At 62.5% G+C, this 19,296-nt stretch carries 19 protein-coding genes; 15 read left to right on the top strand and 4 right to left on the bottom strand.

The annotated features are described in order from the left end of the window. Positions 1–22: 22 nt before the first annotated feature. The 3 genes from BM144_RS02740 to BM144_RS02750 all read right to left on the bottom strand — a co-directional run bounded on the left by BM144_RS02740 (position 23) and on the right by BM144_RS02750 (position 2,184). Positions 23–799 (bottom strand): tetratricopeptide repeat protein, encoded by a 777-nt coding sequence (locus BM144_RS02740; RefSeq protein WP_092949618.1) that lies wholly within the window; start codon positions 797–799, stop codon positions 23–25. A gap of 41 nt (positions 800–840) precedes the next feature. Further along, positions 841–1,509, bottom strand: a complete 669-nt coding sequence (locus BM144_RS02745) for a TetR/AcrR family transcriptional regulator (protein ID WP_092949620.1) — start codon at positions 1,507–1,509, stop codon at positions 841–843. Between the two features lie 189 nt (positions 1,510–1,698). Then, entirely contained in the window at positions 1,699–2,184 is a 486-nt protein-coding gene (locus BM144_RS02750; protein WP_092949622.1) for a phasin family protein, read from the bottom strand. A gap of 125 nt (positions 2,185–2,309) precedes the next feature. Here BM144_RS02750 and rfbB point away from each other — a divergent pair, with 125 nt between their 5' ends. The 4 genes from rfbB to rfbC all read left to right on the top strand — a co-directional run bounded on the left by rfbB (position 2,310) and on the right by rfbC (position 5,851). Then, complete coding sequence (rfbB, locus tag BM144_RS02755; protein WP_092949624.1) at positions 2,310–3,395, top strand: dTDP-glucose 4,6-dehydratase; 1,086 nt, start codon at positions 2,310–2,312, stop codon at positions 3,393–3,395. After that, a complete protein-coding gene (rfbD, locus tag BM144_RS02760; RefSeq protein ID WP_092949626.1) occupies positions 3,392–4,282 on the top strand; it encodes a dTDP-4-dehydrorhamnose reductase in 891 nt (296 codons plus the stop codon). Before rfbB ends, rfbD begins: the two co-directional genes overlap by 4 nt. A gap of 25 nt (positions 4,283–4,307) precedes the next feature. After that, positions 4,308–5,183 carry a glucose-1-phosphate thymidylyltransferase RfbA gene (gene rfbA / locus BM144_RS02765; RefSeq protein WP_092949628.1) on the top strand — a complete coding sequence of 292 codons (876 nt, stop codon included), beginning with the start codon at positions 4,308–4,310 and terminating at the stop codon, positions 5,181–5,183. A gap of 122 nt (positions 5,184–5,305) precedes the next feature. Beyond that, the gene (rfbC, locus tag BM144_RS02770) at positions 5,306–5,851 is read left to right on the top strand and encodes a dTDP-4-dehydrorhamnose 3,5-epimerase (protein WP_092949630.1); all 546 of its coding nucleotides are present in this window, start codon (positions 5,306–5,308) and stop codon (positions 5,849–5,851) included. A gap of 25 nt (positions 5,852–5,876) precedes the next feature. On the opposite strand, the gene BM144_RS02775 is transcribed toward rfbC, so the two are convergent. After that, positions 5,877–7,760, bottom strand: a complete 1,884-nt coding sequence (locus BM144_RS02775; RefSeq protein ID WP_245783500.1) for a hypothetical protein — start codon at positions 7,758–7,760, stop codon at positions 5,877–5,879. Positions 7,761–7,926: 166 nt separating this feature from the next. Between BM144_RS02775 and gspE the strand changes: the two genes are divergently transcribed. The 11 genes from gspE (at position 7,927) to BM144_RS02835 (ending at position 19,252) form a co-directional block, all read left to right on the top strand. After that, positions 7,927–9,663 (top strand): type II secretion system ATPase GspE, encoded by a 1,737-nt coding sequence (gene gspE / locus BM144_RS02780; RefSeq protein WP_092949632.1) that lies wholly within the window; start codon positions 7,927–7,929, stop codon positions 9,661–9,663. Then, positions 9,656–10,927, top strand: a complete 1,272-nt coding sequence (locus BM144_RS02785; protein ID WP_092949634.1) for a type II secretion system F family protein — start codon at positions 9,656–9,658, stop codon at positions 10,925–10,927. The genes gspE and BM144_RS02785 overlap by 8 nt, the downstream gene beginning before the upstream one ends. Before the next feature lie 28 nt (positions 10,928–10,955). Next, complete coding sequence (gspG, locus tag BM144_RS02790; RefSeq protein WP_092949636.1) at positions 10,956–11,411, top strand: type II secretion system major pseudopilin GspG; 456 nt, start codon at positions 10,956–10,958, stop codon at positions 11,409–11,411. Between the two features lie 26 nt (positions 11,412–11,437). Beyond that, complete coding sequence (locus tag BM144_RS02795; RefSeq protein WP_092949638.1) at positions 11,438–11,884, top strand: GspH/FimT family pseudopilin; 447 nt, start codon at positions 11,438–11,440, stop codon at positions 11,882–11,884. Beyond that, complete coding sequence (locus tag BM144_RS02800; RefSeq protein ID WP_092949640.1) at positions 11,881–12,288, top strand: type IV pilus modification PilV family protein; 408 nt, start codon at positions 11,881–11,883, stop codon at positions 12,286–12,288. Before BM144_RS02795 ends, BM144_RS02800 begins: the two co-directional genes overlap by 4 nt. After that, positions 12,288–12,962, top strand: coding sequence for a prepilin-type N-terminal cleavage/methylation domain-containing protein (locus BM144_RS02805; RefSeq protein WP_245783502.1), 675 nt, complete (start codon positions 12,288–12,290; stop codon positions 12,960–12,962). The genes BM144_RS02800 and BM144_RS02805 overlap by 1 nt, the downstream gene beginning before the upstream one ends. Before the next feature lie 44 nt (positions 12,963–13,006). Beyond that, positions 13,007–13,822 carry a general secretion pathway protein GspK gene (locus tag BM144_RS02810; RefSeq protein ID WP_245783503.1) on the top strand — a complete coding sequence of 272 codons (816 nt, stop codon included), beginning with the start codon at positions 13,007–13,009 and terminating at the stop codon, positions 13,820–13,822. A 5-nt stretch (positions 13,823–13,827) separates the two neighbouring features. Continuing rightward, the gene (locus tag BM144_RS02815; RefSeq protein WP_092949646.1) at positions 13,828–15,141 is read left to right on the top strand and encodes a PilN domain-containing protein; all 1,314 of its coding nucleotides are present in this window, start codon (positions 13,828–13,830) and stop codon (positions 15,139–15,141) included. Further along, positions 15,138–15,698 (top strand): type II secretion system protein GspM, encoded by a 561-nt coding sequence (gene gspM / locus BM144_RS02820; protein WP_092949648.1) that lies wholly within the window; start codon positions 15,138–15,140, stop codon positions 15,696–15,698. The genes BM144_RS02815 and gspM overlap by 4 nt, the downstream gene beginning before the upstream one ends. A 749-nt stretch (positions 15,699–16,447) precedes the next feature. Next, positions 16,448–18,814 (top strand): type II secretion system secretin GspD, encoded by a 2,367-nt coding sequence (gene gspD / locus BM144_RS02830; protein WP_353615064.1) that lies wholly within the window; start codon positions 16,448–16,450, stop codon positions 18,812–18,814. Positions 18,815–18,913: 99 nt separating this feature from the next. Beyond that, on the top strand, positions 18,914–19,252 hold the full coding sequence (locus BM144_RS02835; RefSeq protein ID WP_245783504.1) for a hypothetical protein: 339 nt from the start codon (positions 18,914–18,916) through the stop codon (positions 19,250–19,252). Positions 19,253–19,296 lie beyond the last annotated feature (44 nt).

Raw genomic sequence — 19,296 nt, forward strand, 5'->3', positions numbered from 1 at the left:
GGTGCGCGCGTCGGGGCGTGCCTCAGCCGTCGGCGAGTTCGAGGCGCGCCAGTTCCACCGCCAGGCGTTCGGCGGCATCGGCCGCCTCGGCCTGCGCGGCGTCTTCGTAGAGCCGCGTGGCTTCGGCCCCGCGGCCCTCGCCTTCGAGCATGACCAGGGCGTTGGCGTACTCGATGCGTCCGATCACCGAATGCGGGTTGAGCGCGAACGCTTCCTCGAACAGCCGCAGGCTTTCTTCACGGCGCGCGCCGTGCGTGATGCTGCCCACCATCTCGCCCACCTTGTCGATCACTTCGGCGTGGAACACCGCGAGCGCGAGCCGCGCGTCGGCATGCCGGTCGCTCAGATCGATGGCCCGGCCCAGCGCGCTGCGCACTTCGCGCGGGAGCCCCTGCGCCAGCGCCTTCGCAACGCTGATGCCCTGGCTGTAGCGGCCCAGCGCGTAGGCATGCCAGAACCATGCGTTCGCATTGCCGGGCTCGGCCTGCGCCTGTGCCCGGGAGCGGTGCGAGGCCTCTTCCAGCAACTGCAGCCGCGTGGCTTCGCTGGGTTCGAGGTAGGTGGCATACACGATGGTGGCCTTGTTCGCAGCCGTGACGCCCGCACCGCCGGCGGCCAGTCCGGCGCGCGCGGCTTCCTCGAACCGGCCGCTGTGGAACAGCGCCCAGGCCTGCAGCACGGCGGGGTCTTCCGGGCAGGGTTCGGCATCGCCCTGGTGCAGGCGGCTCCACTGCCGGCGCACCTCGTCCGGTGTGAAGGGATAGTCGTCGGCGTGGGGAAAGGGGGACCAGGATTCCATGGTGTCTCGTAAGGGGCGGCGAAGAGGCGCTGCGCCGGCGGTCATCCGGTGACGGCGGGTGTGCCGTAGCCTTCCGACAGTGCCTTCAGGTGCGTGCGCTGGCCTTCGTCCAGATAGGGGAGCAGCAGGCCTAGCACCTGCTGTGCGCCGCGCAGCAGCGCGGTCTGTTCGTTGCCGGGCTCCAGGGCGTGCCGCGGATCGCGCACGTATTCGAAGCTCAGCCAGTAGGTGATCACCACCATGGTGCTTTCGGCGACCGTGTCGAGGTCGCGGGGCGCAATGCGCAGGGCACCCGAGCCCTCCATGCCGATGAGCATCGCACGTACCGCGCGCGCCTTGCGCGCCAGCAGGTCCTGGAAATGCGTCTCCAGATGGCGGTTGCGGGAGAGCAGGTCGTTCAGGTCGCGGTAGAGGAAGCGGTACTGCCAGATGCGCTCGAACAGCGAGTGCAGCAGAAACCATGCGTCTTCGACGTCGCGCACGCCGTCGGCGGCAGCCAGCAGTTCGCCCAGTTCCGCTTCATAGCGGGCATAGAGCGCCGTGACGAGTTCTTCCTTCGCGGCATAGTGGTAGTAGAGATTGCCGGGGCTGATGCGCAGTTCTGCCGAAATGGCCGTGGTGGACACATTGGGTTCGCCGAAGCGGTTGAACAGCTCCAGCGTCGTCTCCAGGATGCGCTCGGCGGTGCGGCGCGGCGCTTTTTTGGCCATCTCTGCCTCCCCTTGTCTCGTGGGTGGTTGTTCGAGGGCCTGCACGCTCGCCAAGCCCGGGGGCTGTGAATCGCCCTCTCTCTCTCTTTCTATCTCTCTCTCTGCCGTTCACTCTAACCGACCCCGCGGAGCCCGCTCTTTTGCAGTGCACCATGCGGGGTCTTCGGGGCGCAGCCCGGGGGCGGATCGTCAATCCGCGGAGGATTTCGCGGAAGGCGGTGCGGAGGGGGATGGGCCGCCATTCCCTGCCTGCGTCGCCTCCAATGCCCGGGTGAGTGCATCGATGCGGTCGTGAAGCGCCTGCAGTTCCTGGCGCGTCGGCACGCCCAGGCGGGAGAGCGCCTGGGCCACGCGGTCTTCGAAGACCGATTCCAGCTGGCGCCAGGGGCCGGCCGCGCGCGCTCCCAGTTCGCTCGCAACGCCGCCCACGCGGGAGGCGGCTTCGGCCAGATGCTGCTGTGCCGTCGATTGGGTGCGTTGCTGTAGTGCCAGCCCCTCCTGGACCAGCGCCTCAAAGACCTTGCTGCCCTCCTGCTGCGCCTTCGCGAAGGCGCCCAGGCCTGCCAGCCAGACCTGCTGGGCGGAGTCGCGCGCCGAGCGCGCCGCGGCGGAAGCGTTGCCGCCGGCCTCGTCGGCCGGCGAAGGGGGGGCATCATGCGGAGGGCGAGGGATCATTTTCGGGGCTCCTTTTCCGGTGCGCCCGACACTCTACGCCCGTCCTTTGCGCTTCGTTACGGCGGTTTGTAACGCGATGGGATAATGACCCGCTTTGCCACACGGCACTTTTGCAAGAAAAACCCATGATTCTGGTCACCGGCGGCGCGGGCTTCATAGGCGCCAATTTCGTCCTCGACTGGCTGGCCTGCGGCAATGAGCCCGTGGTCAACCTCGACAAGCTCACCTACGCGGGCAATCTGCAGAATCTCGCCTCGTTGCAGGGCGATGGGCGGCATGTCTTCGTTCAGGGGGACATCGGCGACAAGGACCTCATCGACCGGCTGCTGGCCGAGCACCGTCCGCGCGCGGTCGTGAACTTCGCGGCCGAATCGCATGTGGACCGGTCCATCCACGGCCCGGAGGACTTCATCCAGACCAACGTGGTCGGCACCTTCCGGCTCCTGGAGTCGGTGCGCCAGCATTGGCAGGGCCTGCCGCAGGAGGAGCGGGATGCCTTCCGATTCCTGCACGTTTCGACGGACGAGGTGTATGGAACGCTCGGCCCGAAGGATCCCGCCTTCACCGAAACGCATGCCTGCGAGCCCAACAGCCCGTACTCCGCGAGCAAGGCCGCCAGCGACCACCTCGTGCGCGCATGGCACCACACCTACGGCCTGCCCGTGCTCACGACCAACTGCAGCAACAACTACGGGCCCTTCCATTTCCCGGAAAAGCTGATCCCTCTCATGATCGTGAACGCGCTGGCCGGCAAGCCGTTGCCGGTGTATGGCGACGGCATGCAGATCCGCGACTGGCTCTACGTGCGCGACCATTGCAGCGCGATCCGCCGCGTGCTGGAAGCCGGCCAGCCCGGCGAGACCTACAACGTGGGCGGCTGGAACGAGAAACCCAACATCGAAATCGTGCAGACGATCTGCGCGCTGCTGGACGAGCTTCGGCCGCGTGCCGACGGGCAGCGCTACGGCGGCCAGATCAGCTACGTCAAGGATCGCCCCGGACATGACCGGCGCTACGCGATCGACGCACGCAAGATCGAGCGCGAACTGGGCTGGAAGCCGGCGGAGACTTTCGAAACCGGCATCCGCAAGACCGTGGAGTGGTATCTCCGCCATGGCGATTGGGTCGAGGCCGTGACGAGCGGCGCCTACCGGGACTGGGTCGATCAGCACTACCAGCAGCCTGCCGCTCAGGAAGCCGCCGCGGCATGAACATCCTTCTCTTCGGCAAGGGCGGGCAGGTGGGCTGGGAATTGCAGCGCAGCCTCTCCGTGCTGGGCACGGTGACGGCGCTGGACTTCGACAGCACCGGCCATTGCGGCGACTTTTCCCGGCCGGGCGATATCGCAGACACCGTGCGGGCCGTGCGTCCTGACGTCATCGTGAATGCCGCAGCCCATACCGCGGTGGACAAGGCGGAGAGCGAGCCCGAGCTGGCGCACACCCTCAATGCCGCCACGCCGGGCGTGCTGGCCGAAGAGGCCGCGCGGCTGGGCGCCTGGCTGGTGCACTACAGCACCGACTACGTTTTCGACGGCAGTGGCACGCGGCCGTGGGTGGAATCCGATACCCCCGCACCGTTGTCGGTGTATGGCCGGACCAAGTTCGAAGGCGAGCGGCGCATCCAGGCCAGCGGTGCGCGCCACCTGATCCTTCGCACGAGCTGGGTGTACGGGGCCAGGGGCGGCAATTTCGCCAAGACCATGCTGCGGCTGGCACAGGAGCGCGACCGCCTCACCGTGATCGACGACCAGTGGGGCGCCCCGACGGGTGCCGACCTGCTGGCCGATGCCACCGCCCATGCGATACGCCATCTGCAGCAGCGGCCCGAGGACGCCGGCCTCTACCACCTCGTGGCCGCCGGCGAGACCCATTGGCATGCGTATGCGAGCTATGTATTGCAGGAAGCGAAGCGGCTGCAGCCGGGCCTCCAGCTTGCAGCCAGGGACGTGGTCGCCGTGCCCACCAGCGCCTTCCCCACGCCCGCGGTGCGGCCGCACAACTCGCGGCTCGACACGCGCAGGTTCCAGACCGCTTTCGGCCTGACGCTGCCGCACTGGCAGGCAGGCATCGCCCGCATGCTCGCGGAAATCCTTTGAGACGCAACCTCTTTCACACAGCACCATGACCGCACGCAAGGGCATCATCCTGGCCGGAGGCTCGGGCACGCGCCTGCACCCCGCGACGCTCGCCATCAGCAAGCAACTGCTGCCGGTGTATGACAAGCCGATGATCTACTACCCGCTGAGCACGCTGATGCTCGCGGGCATCCGGGAAATCCTCATCATCAGCACGCCGCAGGACACACCGCGGTTCGAGCAGCTGTTGGGCGATGGCAGCCAGTGGGGTATCCAGCTCAGCTACGCCGTTCAACCCAGCCCCGATGGGCTGGCCCAGGCTTTTCTCATTGGCGAGAAGTTCCTGGACGGCAGCCCCAGCGCCCTGGTGCTCGGCGACAACATCTTCCACGGGCACGATTTCGAGGATCTGCTGCGCAGCGCCATGGGCCGGGACGACGGCGCGAGCGTCTTCGCATACCACGTGCATGACCCCGAGCGTTATGGCGTGGCCGAATTCGACGGGCGCGGGCGGGTGCTTTCCATTGAGGAAAAACCTACTGCACCCAAGTCGAGCTACGCGGTGACGGGACTGTATTTCTACGATCGGCAGGTGGTCGAACTCGCCGCCAGCCTCAAGCCATCGGCGCGCGGCGAACTCGAAATCACCGATCTCAACCGCCTCTATCTGGAGCGGGACGCGCTGCATGTGGAGATCATGGGGCGGGGCTACGCCTGGCTCGACACCGGCACGCACGAAAGCCTGCTGGAGGCCGGACAGTTCATCGCCACGCTGGAGCATCGCCAGGGCCTGAAGATCGCCTGCCCGGAGGAGATCGCGTGGCGCAACGGGCTCATCGACGATGGGCAGCTTCAACGCCTCGCCGCACCGTTGGCCAAGAGCGGCTACGGCGCCTATCTGCTGCGCTTGCTGGGGGCCTGAGCCCTGTTCGTTGACCGGTTTCGGCCTGCGGCGGACGCGGCGCGGGTGCCGGCGATGCAATGCCTGCTTTCCTGTTTCCGTATGTCCGCCCCAGTCCTGTTGAACGTCCGATTGCCACACCCATGAACGCCATTCCCACCCGCATCCCCGATGTCGTCGTCATCGAGCCCAAGGTCTTCGGCGACGCACGGGGCTTTTTCTTCGAGAGTTTCAACCAGCGCGCCTTCGACGAAGCCACGGGGAGCCGCCATGCATTCGTGCAGGACAACCACAGCCGCAGCACCCGCGGCGTGCTGCGCGGCCTGCACTACCAGATCCAGCAACCCCAGGGAAAGCTCGTGCGCGTGGTGCGAGGCACGGTCTTCGATGTGGCGGTCGACCTGCGCAAAAGCTCGCCCACTTTCGGCCAGTGGGTGGGGGAAGAACTGAGCGAAGAGAACCAGCGGCAGATGTGGGTGCCTCCAGGGTTCGCCCATGGCTTTGTAGTGCTCAGCGAAAGCGCTGACTTTCTCTACAAGACCACCGATTACTACGCGCCGGAGCACGAGCGTTGCATCGCCTGGAACGATCCTGAACTCGCGATCGACTGGCGGTTCGGCGGGGAGCCCAGCCTGTCCGCCAAGGACGTGAAAGGGCTCTCTCTTCGCAAAGCCGAAGTGTTCGCCTGAGCCCCCGCCCGGGCGGTGAGCGGCCTCACCGTCCGGGTGGCGCCAGGGCTTCCTGAGTGGCGCGGTAGAGCTGGTCGGAGGCGAACAGCGCGTTGTCGGGATCGAACGAGAAAATGTTGTGCCCGCGTGGCACGAGGTGGCCATTCCACCGGGGCTCCAGGAAGAAAGAAAGGAACTCCGCGCCATGCCGCGCATGGGTCTCCATCACGCGTCGCACTTCGGCCGCATCCATGGGCCTGAGCGGATGGAACTCCGTGATGCCATAGCGTGACGCGCCCCTTCCCGACAACCAGTCGAAATAGGATTGGCCGTAGGTCGGTTCTCCATAGAGGCTGACGCCCAGGCGGATGCCCTTCAGCGGGCGCAGCGAGCCCTCGATGGCAAACTTGTTCGCATCCCAGCTCGGGTTGGTGAAGGGGATGATCTGGTGCGTGTAGCGTGGCACGTTCGACAGGCAAGACCCCTCCACTACACCGTCGAAATGGCGCAGGTAGTCGACCACCTGCTGTCCGCGATATGCGTGCCACAACGGCACCAGCGGATTGAAGTAGTAGGAAGAGGCGGGTTGCGGGAAATCGATGTGCGCCTGGATCGTTGCGTCGGGCGTCGTCGCCGGCAGCGGCCGTTGCGGGAGCAGGCGGGGCGTTTTCTGCTGGCGATCCATGATGGCGATGTCGCGCTGCCCGAGGTGGGTCAGCTTGCCGGGGGCGGTTTCCAGAAAGACATCCAGGCGGTGAAGGCCGGCAGGCAACCGCCGGAAGTCCAGATCCATCCGCCAGCCGGTATTGGCGTCTCCGAACTCGGGTTTGGCGGCCAGCACATCCTGCCGGCCCCAGTGCACGGCTGTCTCACCAATGGGTTCGCCGTTGCGGTACACGTGGATGCGCAGCGGCTGCCCGGTCTTGGATTTCGGAGCATAGGCCCATCCCGAGACGGGCAGGGTGCCGTGGGCGAATCCGTCGATGTGCTCGGTGAATCGGCGCAGGGGTTCGGTGCGGATGTCGCGCGACGGCGGCATCACTTCGTCGAACGATGCATAGTCTGCTCCGACCACGCGGTTGAACTGATCGACCCGTTTGAACGCAGTGCGCAGGTACTCCCGGAATCCTGCAACCGATGCGGGGCTGTAATCGGTCACCCGGTAGAGCCCATCGAATCCCATGCCGGCCTGAAAGTTCGGAAACAGATGGTGCAGTTCTCCCAGAAGGGTGATGCCGCGAATCTTGGACCGCTCCTTGGGGTCCAGCTGGCAGGCCGCATCCAAGACCGCGCGCACGGCTTCGGCCCGGCGTTCTGTCAGCGCGTTGTGCGTGGTGGCAAAGGTCCAGTTGAAAACCTTCGTGTCGTAATAATCGTCCTGGCCCATGGGGCCGTCTCGGGTCTGGCCCATGTTCGCAGGGTCGGCGGCCAGAGCTTCCTCGATGGGCGAGTGGGCTGAGAAATGGGTCGAGAACAGATACAGGATGGCTGGGCGCGGTGTATCTCGGAGGGTGCGCACCAGTCGGTTCACCATGTCTCCATCGATCTGCCAACGTCCATCCGCTTCCTGGCGGAATAGCTTCAGCAACGGGACTGGAAGCGTGTAGCCGAGTTCGACCGGAAGGTCGGGCCGTGCGGCCGGTTGCAAAGTCTTCAGCGTGGATTCGACGAGTGCCGCTGCCGATCCTTGGGGGCCTGTGCAGGTGGCACTCAGGCTTTCAACGGCCTCTGGCAGGCTGGTTTCGGACAGGATGCATGGCTCGATCACGCCGATCATCGGTGCCAGCAGCAGGGGCGTCGATGGTGCCTGCTGCGACGCGGGTGCGATCTGGTGCAGAAGCCTGGCGCCCCCTGCGCCGGCCAGCAGGACACCGGCCGCGGCGAGGCCCAGGGCGGAATGCAGAAGGTTCAGGCGGGGAGGACGGGACATGGGTGCGTGCATCGGGCGTAAGGTGTGCGGGCAGAGACTGTAAGCGACACAGCGGAGCTGCCAGGGAGGCTTCGCGACCCGCGCGGCTACACTTGCCGGCTTCGGGCGCCACGAGGGCCATTCCCTTTCGGCGCCGCCTCCAGCGGGGCATCCCCAGCACGTTTTCATGACGATAACTACCCTCCCTGACCGTACAGAGCCGACAGCCGACGCGACCGCCGTGCAGCGCCCTCCGCTGGGCGAATTGCTTGTCCATTCGGGCAAGCTGAGCGCGCGGGATCTTGAGCGGGCCCTGTCTGCCCAACAGGAAATGGGCGGGCTGCTGGGCCGTGTGCTCGTCCGCCTCGGATTGGTGTCCGAACTGGATGTCATCCAGGCGCTGTCACGGCAACTGGACATCCCGCTCATCGCCGCTGCTGAATTTCCTGAATTGATGCCGGAGGTGGAAGGCTTGCTGCCGGAATTCCTGCAGGCCAACAGCGTCTATCCCCTTTATGTCAGCGAGGGGCGCCTGCACGTGGCGATGGCCGTGCCGCAGGACCCCTTCGTGGTCAAGGCGCTCCACCTTGCCACGGGCCATGTGGTGGTGCCCCGCCTGGCGCTCGAAAGCGACATCGAGAAGGCGCTCGCAGAGCCTGTGGAGCAGGCCGGGGACGACGAGACGGACGACGGTTTCGGCGACGGCTCCGATGGGGGCGACTTCGTCGAGCATCTGAAGGACCTTGCCAGCGAGGCGCCGGTCATCCGGCTGGTGAACACCATCATCGGCCGCGTCATCGACCTGCGCGCTTCCGACATCCACCTGGAGCCCTTTGACGATGGACTGCACGTGCGATATCGGGTGGATGGCGTCATCCAGCTAGGGGAACTCGTTCCCCCGCGCCTCAGTGCCGCGGTCAGCTCGCGGGTGAAGTTGTTGGCCCACCTCGACATCGCGGAGCGGCGCCTGCCGCAGGACGGACGCATCAAGACACGCGTCAAAGGCCGCGAACTCGACTTGCGCGTGTCCACCGTGCCGACCGTGCACGGGGAAAGCGTGGTCATGCGGGTGCTGGACCGTGCGAGCGTTCGGCTTCAGCTGGAAACCATGGGTTTCGAGAAGGACACGCTGGAACGCTTCAACATGCTGCTGGCCAAGCCGCACGGCATTCTGCTGGTGACGGGGCCGACCGGTTCCGGCAAGACCACCACGCTGTATGCAGCACTGTCCAAGATCGATGCGGAGTCCAACAAGATCATCACCGTGGAGGACCCGGTCGAGTACCAGTTGGAAGGCATCAACCAGATCCAGGTCCATCCGCAGATCAACCTCACGTTCGCCAATGCGCTTCGCTCCATCCTGCGGCAGGATCCGGACATCATCATGATCGGTGAAATGCGGGACGGCGAAACTGCGCAGATCGCGGTGCAGTCGGCCCTCACCGGGCATCTGGTGCTTTCCACGCTGCACACGAACACTGCCGCGGGCGCGGTCATCCGCATGAAAGACATGGGGGTGGAGGGCTACCTGATCACTTCCTCGGTCAACGGTGTGCTGGCGCAGCGGCTGGTGAGAACCCTCTGCAGCCATTGCAAGGAGCCCTATGAGCCGGGCGATGAAGTGCGGCAAAGCACTGGGTTGGCGCGATTTAGCAGTTTCGGGCAGGCGATCTTCCGGGCCGTGGGTTGCGAGCATTGCCGCGGCTCCGGCTATCGCGGGCGAACGGGGATCCACGAGCTGTTCGTGCTCGACGAACCCATGCGCCGCGCCATCATCGATGGCAAGGATGCCAATGCCCTCAATGCCCTCGCTGCGCAGGGCGGCATGCTCAACCTGCACGAGGACGGCCTTCGCAAGGTGGCTGCAGGGATGACCACGCTGGACGAACTTGCCCGCGTCACCCAGGACCAGGGCGATGCCTGATTACGCATGGCGTGCCGTCGCCGCAAGCGGCAAGGTTGTCGAGGGATTCTTGAGTGCTCCCGGCGAGGCGCACGTGCTCAAGCAATTGCGTGAGCAGGGGTTGACGCCGCTGAGCATCGGCGGCGGCGCCGCCGGCGCTGCTTCGCCCGCGTCGCGGGCCCCCTCTGCCGCGGCCACTGCCGGGGTCAAGGGCTTGGTCCCGGAGGCGAAAGGCCGTGGCGGCAAGGGGCCTGTGAAGTCCGCAGACGTGCTGGCACTGACCTCGGAGCTTTCCATCATGCTGCGCGCCGGGCTGGCGCTCGACAACGCTCTGCGTGTCCTCATCGACATGAGCCACAAGCCCAGCATGGCATCGCTGCTGCAGGGCATTTTGGATGCGGTGAAGGGGGGCACGCCACTCAGCCGGGCTCTGTCGCAGCACCGAGAGTTGTTTGGTGATTTCTACATCAACATGGTGCGTTCGGGCGAGGCGAGCGGGCAGATGTCGGCAGTGCTGGAGCGACTGGTCGAACACATGGAGCGCCAGCGGGCGCTGAGGGACAGCGTGATCTCCGCCACCATCTATCCGGCCATTCTGCTGGGTGTCGCCGTGCTGTCGCTGATTGCAATGCTGGGCTTTGTGGTGCCTCAGTTCGAGAAGCTGTTCACCGACATGGGCGATGCGCTCCCCATGCCCACGCAGATGGTGATGGCATTGGGGCATGCCTTCACTCGGTATGGAATTTTCATGGGAATTGCCGCAGCAGGAATCGTGTTTCTGCTGCGTCGCTGGGCGTCTTCGCCTTCTGGGCGACTGTGGTGGCAATCGCGTCTGCTGAAACTGCCCCTCATGGGACGGCTGGCCCTCAAATACCAATTGACCCTGTTCTCCCGTTCATTGGGAACCTTGCTGGGCAATGGGGTGCCTATGCTGACTGCGCTGCACATCGCGACCGAGACCGTGGGCAATACCGTGCTCAGGCAGGCGCTCTCCAAAGTGGCTCCGGTGGTGAAGGAAGGCGGCAAGGTGGTTCAGGCCATCGCCTCCACCGGTATTTTCGAACCCATCGCGGTGAACCTGATCCGCGTGGGCGAAGAGACCGGGCGCATCGGACAAATGATGCTCGAGTTGTCCAACATATTGAACCGGGAAGTGGAAACAGGGATCAAACGGCTGCTCACGCTGGTCGAGCCGGTGCTCATTCTGGTGTTGGGCATTCTTATCGCTGCCATCATTGTTTCCATCCTTCTCGGGATCCTGTCCATCAATGACCTCGCCGTATAATTTTCGTTTGTCCAAGGAGTCCTCTCTCATGGCGCATTCCCGTGCTGGCCGCTCCTGTGGCATTTCCATGCAACGCAAATCCGCTCGCGGCTTCACCCTCATCGAACTGTTGGTCGTGCTGGCCATTCTCACGCTGCTGGCGGGCCTGGTTGGCCCACGCGTGTTGAATCAGCTGGGCGGTGCCAAATCCAAGACAGCGGGCGTCCAGATCGCGGATCTCGACAAGGCCCTTGAGTTGTTCAAGCTGGACGTCGGTCGTTACCCCAGCACTGAAGAAGGCCTGGATGCTCTCGTCAAACGTCCAGGTTCTGCGAATGGTTGGGCCGGCCCCTATCTCAAGGGTGGCGTCCCCTCGGATCCCTGGGGCCATCCGTACCGCTATGCCAATCCAGGTCCGAACGGTGGCATCGAAATCCTCTCCCTGGGCTCCGATGGTGCGCCTGGCGGTGAGGGTGAAGCGGGCGATATCCGCAACACGCCCTGATCCCTCCGCTTTTCTGCAGTTCTGCCATGCGGCGCGAGCGCGGCTTCACGCTGGTTGAATTGTTGGTGGTCTTTGCCATCATGGCGCTCGTGGTGGGGCTGGCTCCAATAGCGTTCGAACGGTTGCGTGAAGCGGCGTCGTACCGCGATACCGTCCGCACGATGACCAGCCAGATGCGTTCAGCCCGGCTGAGGGCGATGGCTGAAGGACGAGAAGTGCGTTTCTCGGTGGACCTCAGAAATCGTGCTTATGGCATAGATACGGCGATGAAGCCGCTGCCCCAGCCGTTGCAACTGCGCGCGATAGTGGCGGGCTCGGAATTGAGTTCGCCAAGCCAGGCGGCCATCCGTTTTTTACCCAGCGGAGGCGCCACCGGCGGAAGCATAGAAATCTTGCGTGCCCCTGGCGTAGGGACGCGGTTGCGGGTGGACTGGCTCTCCGGTCGTGTAACGCAAGAGGCTCTGACGCGATGAGGCGGGGTAAGGGCCGTGCACAGCGGGGGTTGACCCTGCTGGAGTTGCTCGTGGCATTCGCCATCATGGCCTTGTCGTTGGGCATGTTGTATCGCGCCATGGGTGGCAGTGCCCGCAGCGTGGCCGACGTGGACCGTTACCAGCGGGCCGTGGTCTTGGCGCAGTCGCTGCTCGCGCTGCGCGATGCTGTGCCGGAGCAGGGCTGGAATCAGACGGGGGATTCTGCTGGATACCAATGGCGCATCGCCAGCACACCCTATGCCACCGAATTCAACGGGCCGAACATTCCGCCGTTGCACGAGGTAAGCATCACGATTTCTTGGTCGGATGGCACGCGGCTGCGCAGCTTTGAACTCAGCACCTTGCGTCCTCAGCGTCGCTTGCCTGAGCCGGGGCGTTCCTGATGGCATTTCCCATGATTCGGAAAAACGACCACGCTGGCGGCTTTACCCTGGTGGAGTTGTTGGTCGTTATCTCACTGCTTTCTTTGGTCATGCTGGCCATGGGCTCGGCTTTGAGAACCACTGCGCAGACGGAGGAGCGCGTCGATGCGCGGCTTCGAAAAATTGACGATTTGCGCGTAGTGGATAGTTTCCTGCGGTCGGTACTGGGCCGGGTATCCCTGCGGAAAAGACCACCGCCGGTAGCGATAGACGAGAGCCCTTATTTCTTTTTTGGAAGACCCCAGGAAATGGTCTGGGTGGGAATCATGCCGGCCCGGTACGGGGCAGGGGGGCGCTATTTTTTCCGGTTGGGGCTGGAGGATGGAAGTTCTGGGAAAGCACTGGTACTCAGATATCTTCCCTTCGTGGATGGTGGTGGCGGTCCTGACTGGGGACAGGCAGAAAGCTATGTGCTCGTACCAGCTGTGACCGGATTCGAACTTCGCTATGAAGATCCGTCGCAGGAGCCGCCCCAGTGGGGCGCTCCTTGGACGCCGACCGATCGATTGCCCCAACGCGTAGCGCTGCAGATAAGAAGCACTACCGATGTGTGGCCGGACATCATCGTGGCGATGCGAACCCTGCCGAACAGCGATCCTTCCATCGGCGGTGCGACTTTTGGGGGTAACCGATGAGTAGGCATTCTCATGGTCGCTTGGCTCAGCGGGAGTCGAGTGGCATGGTCTTGATCGCCGTGCTTTGGATCGTTGCGTCTCTGAGCATCATCGTTACGGGAGTTACGCGGTCCATCCGCGAAGAGGCGCGCACGATGGCGCTCGCACGGCAGAGCGTTCAGGCCCAGGCGCTTGGTGATGCCGTCATACAGATGGCGTTGCAGGCCATGGTCGCCAGCAATACGCCCATCAACCGTATGCTGCTTGCACAGCTTCAGTACCGTGGCGTGGCGATGGAGGTGCGCGCCATGCCATTGAACGGGTTGATTGACATCAACAGCGCCCCTGTTCCTCTGTTGGCCAAGATGTACACCGTTGCTGGCGGGCTAAGCCCTGGGGATGCCGAAACCCTGGCTCAGGCAACAGTTCAGGTGCGCGAACAGCGAAGCGCCTCAGGGACACAAGAACGTTTCGAAGCCGAGGAAGACCTCCTCAAAGTGCCCGGAGTCGATTACAGCCTCTATGCTAGACTTTTCCCTCTGATCACCGCTGACCTGCGAGGCCGGGGGCTTGTGAATCCCATGTCGGCTCCTCTCGAGGTCCTTGTCGTATTGGCTGGTGGAAACGTGGCTGCAGCCAAGAGCGTGGCCGATAAACGTGACACAGGGGCCCAAGGCGTTGATACGTCGGCGCTTGAAGCTGCATTCCTCGATAGCTCTTCGGTGCGTCGGATTCGCATGCAGGCACGTGTGCCCATGCTGGATGGCACGTGGCTGCGTGTCTCGCGCAGTGTCGATCTGACCGTACGTGCCCGAGACGGAGCACCGTGGTATTCCTTCCGTACCGGCGCCAGCGTGGAGCCGGTCGTCCGCAATCCCTGACAACCATGCCATCTCTTTCTTCCGAGGCCCGTTTTCTGGGAGTTGATCTACGTGCGCTTTGGCGTGAGATTCGTCAACCTTGGTTGCGAATGCACGACTGGCCTGCGTTGGCTTGGCTGACTCCTGCGGCCTCTGTGCGCGTGCTTCACCCCGATGGGCAGCAGACCTTTTGGCTGGGAGATGAACGCCAGGGAGGTTTGGCTGGAGTTGGCAAGCCTCCTTTTGTAGCTGTTGAATTGCCGGAAGAGTTGGTGTTGCGGCGCTCCCTGGCTTTGCCGGCGATGGCGGCTGTGGATGTCGCCAATGCCTCAGCGCTGGAAGCGCGGGCGATCAGCCCCTTTGTCAATGATGACCTGGCTTGGGGGCATCGAGCGCACTGGCTGTCCAGTGGGAATGTTCGCTCGGATGTGGTGTTGGCCTCCCGCCGACAGATCGCTCAGTATCTGGCGACGCGGTTGGATGGCTTGGGAGATATCGAGCCTGAGGTCTGGGTCCTTAATGGCGAGGGACAGCCGGTAGTTTTGGAGGGTTATGGCGAGAGTCTGCGCTACGCCCATGCCTTGCGGTGGCGGCGCGCGGGTTATGCCCTTCTGGTTCTGATAGGTCTTTTGTCTCTGGCGGTAATGATCACGCCGAGTCTGCAATTGCGCTTTCGCGCATTGGAGGCGGCGCAGTCCTATGCAGACGTTGCCAAGCGCACTGCTCCCGTAGTGCGGCAGCGGGAGCTGCTCATGCAATCTGCAGAGAAGCTGACTCTGTTATCTGAATTGGTAGCCACACGGATAGAGCCCTTGAAGGTGCTCGAGAAACTGACCCAGTTGCTGCCTGACGATACCGCCCTTCAAAGCTTTCGCCTGCAAGGCTCGAAGGTCACCATCGCCGGAATGACGTCCAATTCATCGGCGCTTATGCAATTGCTGGGAAATGAGGCAGGTTTCAAAGAGGTTCGGGCACCCTCTGCGGCGACCCGAATGGGGAATACGGGCAAAGAAGCGTTTTCCATTGAGTTTCAGCTGGATCCCCAGGTATTCGGCGCGCCTGTCAGCATGCTGCCGAAGACCGGTGTTCCGGGTGCCAATGCACTGGCGCCGATGGCGTCAGCTCCCTCTGCATCCGTTTCTTCTACTCCACGGGCTGAAAGCATGCCTTCGCCTGCAGCCTCGGTGGCTGCAAGTGCCGCTACTGCTACTGCTGCCGTGCCTCGGCCACCTGCCGCTCAGGGAGGGGCTACTTTCGGAGGCACGGCAGCAGCATCCACTGTAAGCGTGACTAAAAGTGCTTCGTCTTTTCCTGCTTCCGTGACGCGCGACAAACCATGAAACGCATGCCTCATCGCGAGAAGTTGATTCTTGCTGGTACCCTTTTGCTGGGCCTGATTCCTCTGGCCTCTATGGGATGGTATGTCGCACAGCGTCATACGGAAGCGGAGGCGCGCCTTGAGCAATTAGAGCCCCGCTATGCACGGCTATTGGGTTTGGAGGCTCAGAAATCTGAGATCGAAGTTGCGTTGGCAAGTGCGGGCGAAGCGCGGACGCAATACATCTATCCTGCCAGCCAAGACGCCAATCAGACCGGGAACGTGGCGCAGCAGAAGATTCGGGACATTTTCAGCGCCGCCGGGCTTCAGGTGAGCAGCAGCCAGGTCTTGCCCGCCAAAGAAGAGAAAGGCTTTGATCGCATACCGCTCAGCGTCCGCGCCGAAGGGGACATGCTGGCCCTGCAGAGTGCGCTTGCCGTGTTGAACAGCCAACTTCCGCTCATTCTCATCAATGACTTGGACGTCCAGGTCATCGGAGCGTTTGGAAACCTGGATCCAAAAAACGCACCGAGGTTGTCTATCGCCTTCGGCTTGAGCATCTTGCGGGAGCGGTCATGAAAAGATACGCCCTGCATATCCTGCTGTTCTTGAATGTGGCCCTGGCGCTGCTTCTGCTATGGATGTGGGTATCCGTAGATGGCACTCTGCGCAATGTCCGTTGGATACCGCCCGAGCCTCGCAAAGCCGACCTTGGCGGTTTGGTTCCTGCATTGCCCGTCGTCGGCACTGCAGATACCCAGGCTTTCGTAGCCATGCTGGACAGACCTCTTTTTTCCAGCAACCGTCGCCCACCTCCTCCGCCTCCGCCACCTTCTGCAAATGAGCCCCCACCTGACAATCTGTCTTCTGCGCGTTTGTCGGGCGTGTATTCGGGAGGTAGTGAAGGAGGGGTCATCATTCTGGTGGCGGGAAAGCAGAGGCGCCTGAAGCTGAACGACAACATTGATGGTTGGGTGTTGACCTCCATTCAGGACCGAGTCGTCACTTTTGGCAGGGGCGGCGAGGTGCGCACGCTATTGCTACCGAGAGCCACGGTAACTGTCTATTCCGGCGCACCTCTTCCTGCTTCTGTCGGCAGGGGAGCACAGCCTTCCGCCGCTCCGCCTGGTGGAGGAGGTGCCGGCGGGGCCCAGCCACCTCCGCGTCGTGCCACCTTTGGTGGTAGCCGAACCCCTTGAATTGCGCACGCTGATGCGCTTTCCCTGTTTTCTGGGCACGTAGTCATGATTTCTTATCGATACGCTCTTACTTCTATCAGCTTGGCCGTTTGCCAGATGGCTGCGGCCCAAGCGCCCAGCCCCGAGGCCGTGACCGGAACCAACATCACGACCGAATCAGCGGCGACAGGCACTAGAGCCGCCGCGGCACCAGAAGGTGGCAATGCCATGGATGCCAAAACCGGACTTGATGCGGGTGTGGGCCAGGGGGAGGAGGAACGCACAATTCAGCCGCGCATCATGCGCGGCAACGACAGAGTTCTGGCGGACCCCAAATCTGTGCCTCCAATCACAGGGGCTCCCATGTCGTTCAGCTTTGAAGAAGCACCCGTTGCAGAGGTGGTGCGTACCATCCTGGGGGATATAGGCAAGGCCAACTACGTGCTGCATCCGCCTCTGAACGGCACCGTCACCTTGTCGACGCGAACCCCCATACCGCCTGACCAGGCAATGTTCTTGCTGGAGAGCGCTTTGCAAGCCAACGGTTTGGGGATGCTGCGAGATGCCCGAGGGACATATCACGTCGGGCGTCCAGATGCATTGCGGGCGATTGGGGGAACTTTGCGTCAGGTTCGTAGTGGAGAACCGTTGCCCCCCGGGAACGGAGCGATCATCGTCCCGCTACAGTACATTGGCGCTGCAGAAATGGCGTCCATTCTGAGGCCGATGGTTGCTCCAGATGCCATAGTGCGTGTGGATAACTTGCGCAATCTGTTGGTTCTTTCCGGGACCCGCACTCAGGCTGAAAGCTGGCTGGATCTGGTCAACACTTTCGATGTGGACTTGCTCAAAGGCATGTCCGTGGGGGTGTTTCCGCTCAAATATGCGTCCATCAAAGAAGTGGAGGCTGCGCTTCGTGTGGTGAGCGGTGGTGGGGCTGGGCCGACACCATCTTCGGGCGCCGCTACTGGATCTGCTTCTGCTGCGGCGGCTGTCGCCAACCAGGCAAGCGCCGCTCCGGTGTTGCTGGGTGAGGGCAATCCCTTGTTTGGGGCATTGCGCATAATGCCGATCGAACGGATCAACAGTCTCTTGGTGGTTACGCCACGGGCATCGTATCTGGATGAGGCGCGTCGCTGGATCGAGAAACTTGATCAGCCCAGTGACAATGGCGCCGAGCCTCAGCTTTTCATCTACCACGTACAGAATGGCAATGCCAAGCATCTTGCCGGCGTGCTGGCAGGCATTTTCGGTGGGCAGAGCGGGGGCAATACCGCCAACAGCGGCGTTGCCCCGGGGCTTGGTGGTGCTTACTCCAACTCGTTTGGGCAAGGAAACTTTGGTAGCGGCAGCTCCGGGTTTGGGAACTCGGCATTTGGCAACTCCACTTTCAACAGTTCTGGATTTGGCTCCTCAGGTGGATTCGGCAATCGCAGCGGCTTGAGTGGCAACAGCTTCGGCTCCATGCAAACCAATCGTACCGGGCAAGCGCAGGGCAGCACGACGCCTGGTGTGGTGGGCGCCAACATTGGCGGTATCCGAGTGATGGCAGATGAATTGAACAACTCGGTGCTGATCTGGGGGACAAAATCCGAATACTCCAAAATCGAGGCAACACTCAAGCGTCTCGACTTGCCGCCCACTCAAGTGCTGATTGAAGCATCTATCGTGGAAGTGACGTTGGATGACACCCTGCAATATGGTTTGCAATGGGCTTTCAACAATAGCGGCCCTTCCGGATACAGCGGTACTGGGCAACTGCTCTCCAATAGCAATACCAGCGGAGTCATCGGGACCATACCTATCGCTGCTGCCTCGGGATTCACGTACTCATTGGCAAATTCGCTGGGCAGGGTCAGGGTGGTCTTGAATGCTTTGGCCACCAAAAGGCTGCTGAAAGTCATATCCAGCCCGTCGTTGATGGTGCTGGATAACCATACGGCCATGATGAGCGTAGGTAATCAGCAGCCGGTTCAAACGGCTTCTACAACCTTCGCTGACAACTCGAACTCCGTCACGAGCACAATCCAATACCGCGATACCGGTGTGAGCCTGGCCGTCACGCCCTCAGTGAATGCAGGCAATCTTGTGACGATGCAGATTGATCAATCCGTGACAGACGCGGTGGCTGACAGTTCTGGAAGTGTCTCCTTGCAGCCTGTATTCCAACAGCGGCAGATCACAAGCAAAGTGGCGGTGCGTTCAGGGGAGGCGATTGTCCTCGGGGGATTGATTCGCGACACCAGCAACGCGTCGAAGTCCGGCGTGCCCCTTCTTCAAGAGCTTCCCCTCGTTGGAAGCCTGTTCAGCAATAACGGCAAGACAGGGAACCGTACTGAGCTGCTGGTAGTCATTACTCCCAAGGTCGTTCGGACGGACATCGACATCCGTGAAGTCAGTGACGAACTGCGAGATCGACTGAAAGGACTCCAGGTGATTGAATTGCGTGAAACAGGGAGAGGCGGCTCCCCATCACAAAGTGCCCCGGTCACAGTGCAGCCCTTGCAGCCACAGTAATTCTTTACTATTTTTCCTATGACTCTTAAGACTACCTTTTCCAAAGCTAAGTGGACCGGAGCTGCCTTGTGCGCTGTGGTCTTGGCAGGATGTGCATCCATGTCCCCAGCAACTCCAGAGCAGGTAGTGAAACAGCGCGCTGCCGAGTACTGGAAAGCGCGCATCGCAGGGCAATACGATAAGTCTTATGCACTGACCCCCCCTTCCTACCGGAAAGCATATACGAGCGAGCAATTCGCGCGTCAGTTCGGTACTGCCGCTTCGGTTATCAGTGCCGAAGTCACGGGGGTGCAATGCGAACTGGAGAAATGCTCGGCCAAGATCAAGCTTACCGCCAAGCCTTTTATCATTGGCCTCAAGCTGGATGCCATAGATACGTATCTTGATGAGGCCTGGATTTTAGAAGACGGACAATGGTGGCGGTTTCAGGATCTTTGATCTGAACAGCCAGCCCTGCTGTGATGGCGGGGCATAGCTGTCTT

The sequence above is a fragment of the Paracidovorax konjaci genome (assembly GCF_900112675.1).
GTDB lineage: Bacteria > Pseudomonadota > Gammaproteobacteria > Burkholderiales > Burkholderiaceae_C > Paracidovorax > Paracidovorax konjaci.

What these genes read in the sequence shown, in the direction of transcription:
- BM144_RS02740 (WP_092949618.1), bottom strand. Translation starts at nt 799, where the DNA reads ATGGAATCCTGGTCCCCCTTTCCCCACGCCGACGACTATCCCTTCACA.
- BM144_RS02745 (WP_092949620.1), bottom strand. Translation starts at nt 1,509, where the DNA reads ATGGCCAAAAAAGCGCCGCGCCGCACCGCCGAGCGCATCCTGGAGACG.
- BM144_RS02750 (WP_092949622.1), bottom strand. Translation starts at nt 2,184, where the DNA reads ATGATCCCTCGCCCTCCGCATGATGCCCCCCCTTCGCCGGCCGACGAG.
- rfbB (WP_092949624.1), top strand. Translation starts at nt 2,310, where the DNA reads ATGATTCTGGTCACCGGCGGCGCGGGCTTCATAGGCGCCAATTTCGTC.
- rfbD (WP_092949626.1), top strand. Translation starts at nt 3,392, where the DNA reads ATGAACATCCTTCTCTTCGGCAAGGGCGGGCAGGTGGGCTGGGAATTG.
- rfbA (WP_092949628.1), top strand. Translation starts at nt 4,308, where the DNA reads ATGACCGCACGCAAGGGCATCATCCTGGCCGGAGGCTCGGGCACGCGC.
- rfbC (WP_092949630.1), top strand. Translation starts at nt 5,306, where the DNA reads ATGAACGCCATTCCCACCCGCATCCCCGATGTCGTCGTCATCGAGCCC.
- BM144_RS02775 (WP_245783500.1), bottom strand. Translation starts at nt 7,760, where the DNA reads ATGTCCCGTCCTCCCCGCCTGAACCTTCTGCATTCCGCCCTGGGCCTC.
- gspE (WP_092949632.1), top strand. Translation starts at nt 7,927, where the DNA reads ATGACGATAACTACCCTCCCTGACCGTACAGAGCCGACAGCCGACGCG.
- BM144_RS02785 (WP_092949634.1), top strand. Translation starts at nt 9,656, where the DNA reads ATGCCTGATTACGCATGGCGTGCCGTCGCCGCAAGCGGCAAGGTTGTC.
- gspG (WP_092949636.1), top strand. Translation starts at nt 10,956, where the DNA reads ATGGCGCATTCCCGTGCTGGCCGCTCCTGTGGCATTTCCATGCAACGC.
- BM144_RS02795 (WP_092949638.1), top strand. Translation starts at nt 11,438, where the DNA reads ATGCGGCGCGAGCGCGGCTTCACGCTGGTTGAATTGTTGGTGGTCTTT.
- BM144_RS02800 (WP_092949640.1), top strand. Translation starts at nt 11,881, where the DNA reads ATGAGGCGGGGTAAGGGCCGTGCACAGCGGGGGTTGACCCTGCTGGAG.
- BM144_RS02805 (WP_245783502.1), top strand. Translation starts at nt 12,288, where the DNA reads ATGGCATTTCCCATGATTCGGAAAAACGACCACGCTGGCGGCTTTACC.
- BM144_RS02810 (WP_245783503.1), top strand. Translation starts at nt 13,007, where the DNA reads ATGGTCTTGATCGCCGTGCTTTGGATCGTTGCGTCTCTGAGCATCATC.
- BM144_RS02815 (WP_092949646.1), top strand. Translation starts at nt 13,828, where the DNA reads ATGCCATCTCTTTCTTCCGAGGCCCGTTTTCTGGGAGTTGATCTACGT.
- gspM (WP_092949648.1), top strand. Translation starts at nt 15,138, where the DNA reads ATGAAACGCATGCCTCATCGCGAGAAGTTGATTCTTGCTGGTACCCTT.
- BM144_RS02835 (WP_245783504.1), top strand. Translation starts at nt 18,914, where the DNA reads ATGTCCCCAGCAACTCCAGAGCAGGTAGTGAAACAGCGCGCTGCCGAG.